General features: G+C 41.6%; 4 protein-coding genes. 2 read left to right on the top strand and 2 right to left on the bottom strand.

All coding sequences use genetic code 11. The annotated features are described in order from the left end of the window. Positions 1-169: 169 nt before the first annotated feature. Positions 170-391 carry a hypothetical protein gene (locus tag BP896_RS03875; protein WP_291765870.1) on the top strand — a complete coding sequence of 74 codons (222 nt, stop codon included), beginning with the start codon at positions 170-172 and terminating at the stop codon, positions 389-391. A 7-nt stretch (positions 392-398) separates the two neighbouring features. Here the strand turns inward: BP896_RS03875 and BP896_RS03870 are convergent, their stop codons facing one another. Continuing rightward, the gene (locus BP896_RS03870) at positions 399-1,292 is read right to left on the bottom strand and encodes a Gfo/Idh/MocA family protein (RefSeq protein ID WP_291765867.1); all 894 of its coding nucleotides are present in this window, start codon (positions 1,290-1,292) and stop codon (positions 399-401) included. 46 nt (positions 1,293-1,338) lie between these two features. Then, positions 1,339-2,046 carry a 30S ribosomal protein S3 gene (locus BP896_RS03865; protein WP_291765864.1) on the bottom strand — a complete coding sequence of 236 codons (708 nt, stop codon included), beginning with the start codon at positions 2,044-2,046 and terminating at the stop codon, positions 1,339-1,341. A 174-nt stretch (positions 2,047-2,220) separates the two neighbouring features. Here BP896_RS03865 and BP896_RS03860 point away from each other — a divergent pair. After that, a partial coding sequence (locus BP896_RS03860; RefSeq protein ID WP_291765861.1) for a hypothetical protein occupies positions 2,221-2,815 on the top strand: 595 nt, incomplete at its 3' end.

The raw sequence follows: 2,815 nt of genomic DNA, 5'->3' as shown, positions 1-2,815 counted from the left end.
GCCAAAAGCAAACCATCAACCATAATAAAATATGGACAGGGTTACTTAAATATTTTTCGAAATAAGATGAAAACTTTCAGTGGTCTCTAAGGAATGGTAAGAATTATTTGTGGGGAAGGCAATTGATTTATTAAACTAGCCTCAGTAGGTGTTTAAGTTGGTGAATTAAGTGACTAGGTGGGTTATTAAGTGTACTCAATGTGGTATGGAGAGGGAGCTTGATGTTGGCTTTGACTTATCTGGGTTAAGGTATAATGTTTATCTTTACTGCCCTAGATGCAGAATGAATACCATGCATAGGGTGCTGGGTTACTATGATCCATACACCAAACAGTATATTAATGTTAATCAAGCTGATGTAAGCTCAAGTAATATTAATGAATTTGATTAAAAACCTACTATAGCGGTACCGCACTATAATTCTGCTGAGCAGCCTCAATTATCCTTAAGCATGCTACGTAATCAGTTAAGGTGGCGAAGGGTTTAGCCTTCCCTGTAACTGCCTCAAGGAAGTTCCTATCCTCTAGATAAACAGGTTCCTCGCTTTGGCTTATCTTCTTAACCTCCCCATTACCGTAAATTAACCCATGTATTAAGTCGGCTACGGTAAATGTACTTAATCCAATATACGTATGCACGCGTAGTTTACTTGAATTAACCCACTTGGCTTCAATATTCACTGAGACTCCATCCAGGTTAAGGAGTAGGCTTACATTATACTTATTAAGTATTGATTTAGCTATCACCGCCTTCATGGGCCTTAACCTGAATAACGCTAAATCTAAGTCATGAACGGCTAAATCATACATGACCCCAATGTAGGAATCAGGGTCCTGCGGTATGATACCGATCCTAATCATTGATAATGCAATAGGCTCCTTTACAATATTAAAAGCCTTCTCAGCGGTTTCATTAAACCTCTCAACCATTGCTGGAACAATCATGTTACCGGCCTTCCTTGATTCACTAAGTAGGTTAAGGGCTTCACTCAACTTAACTGTGACTGGCTTCTCAACCATTAGGTGCGCCTTATTAATGAGCTTAATTGACAAGTCGTAGTGGGTTGTTGTTGGTGTTGCTATTATTACTGCTTCAGGATGCTTAATTAAGGCTTCATCAATGCTTTTAAAAGTCTCATCAGCTCCCATTGATTTCGCAATGTTGAGCCTAGACTCATCAATATCAATAACAATGACTTGGTCAATTAACCCCTCATTCCTTAGCCTAACTAATTCCTTAAGGTGAATTGAACCCATCCTACCCATTCCAATTAACGCAACCTTAACGCCCACTTAATGACACCGTTGAGGGATAATAATTAGTAATTATTAAGCATTATTACTGGGCTTGGCCAGCTGATTCACCGCCCTCCTTACCCTCACTGTTCCCTTCAGGCTTACTCTCAATCTGCTTAACCTGAACCTCCTCAGGTGACTTAACCTCAAACCTATCACTAAGCTTCGCATCAGGGGGTAATACCCTAACCCTAACCGAGTATATGCCTGGTTTAAGCAGTACGGGTATTACAGCCTCCTGAACCTTCTCAAGGGCATCTTGACCAGCCTTAATTATTATGCCTGTGCTGTACTTCTCGAACCTTGAACGTTCAGTGGTTAATTTACCGCTTATTATTACTTCAGCGCCCTGAACATTAGCCTCCTGAAGCTGCCTGAGGGCTATTATGGCAGCCCTCCTGAACCTAATGCCCTTAGCCATTGCATCAGCTATCCTGAGGGCAACTAGCCTTGCATTATACTCAGGGTGCGGTTCCTGTATTACATCTATAACTACATTATCTAGGTTAAACTTGGATTTAAGTAGGTCTGCAAGAGCCTTAACTTGCTGCCCCTTCCTACCTATTATCCTATTCTTCTTCTCCGCAATAATCACAATCCTAGTGCCCAATGTTGTTCTTTGAATTATTGAATCAACGTACCTATTCCTAGTTAAGGCAATGTTAAGGTACTCCTTAATCATCCACTTTTTCTTATTATCATCAATAATCCTCTTATACATCGGTAACCTCCTTTGCTGAGCAGTAGCCATTACCCCCAGAAGTAGCTAAGCTTTTTTAAACTTTGTGAATTAATGCTTAATCCCTAAACTTAACGTTGAAGGTGCGGGTGGAAAGTTAAAGGAGCCTTCTAACCTTGAGTTCCTGTATTAAGATGCGTGGTGATTTGGGAAAGGTTAATATACCGATTTCGGTCCTCTAAATACATGAGAAGAGATGCAGTTGTAACCCTTGTGATTGGATTAATTGCCCTATGGCTTCTTACATCATCAATAAGAGTTATGACACTACCAGTATCCTCAAGTCCCCAGGGTGGTGGAGGTGGGTTAAAGGCCCCAGGTATAAGTATCCCGGTAATTAACATTACGGTGCCTCATGGTAAGTCACCGGGCATTAGGTTACCTAACCTAACGTTACCCTCAGTACCCATACCCATGGTGATAATTGAATTACCCTTACCTAATATGACTGGTAAAGCCCCCTTAATTAACATTTCACTACCTCACCAAGCCTCATCAAGCCAATTTAACGGTACAGGCGCTGGGAAGGGTCAGGGGTCAGGTAGTGGTAGTGCCCCTCAAAGGCAGAGGGTTAATATGCCTCAAATACCCACAGCAGTAATATTAGCCATTTTAATAGTAGTAATGGTGGCTTCATCAGTCCTAGCGGCATTATCAATGAGAGGTAGGGGCACTAGGAGTAGGATTGAGGAGAGTGAGGGTGAAGGCATAATCAAGCTTACAGCGCCGCAAGCATCCACCATTAAGGTAACTAATGAAGCACCCGCAGTAACTGAGGTGA

The sequence above is a fragment of the Caldivirga sp. UBA161 genome, from assembly GCF_002506515.1.
In the GTDB taxonomy this organism is placed as follows: Archaea; Thermoproteota; Thermoprotei; order Thermoproteales; family Thermocladiaceae; genus Caldivirga.
Note: the sequence above shows the minus strand (reverse complement) of the source record. Positions and strands in the feature narration are given on the sequence as shown.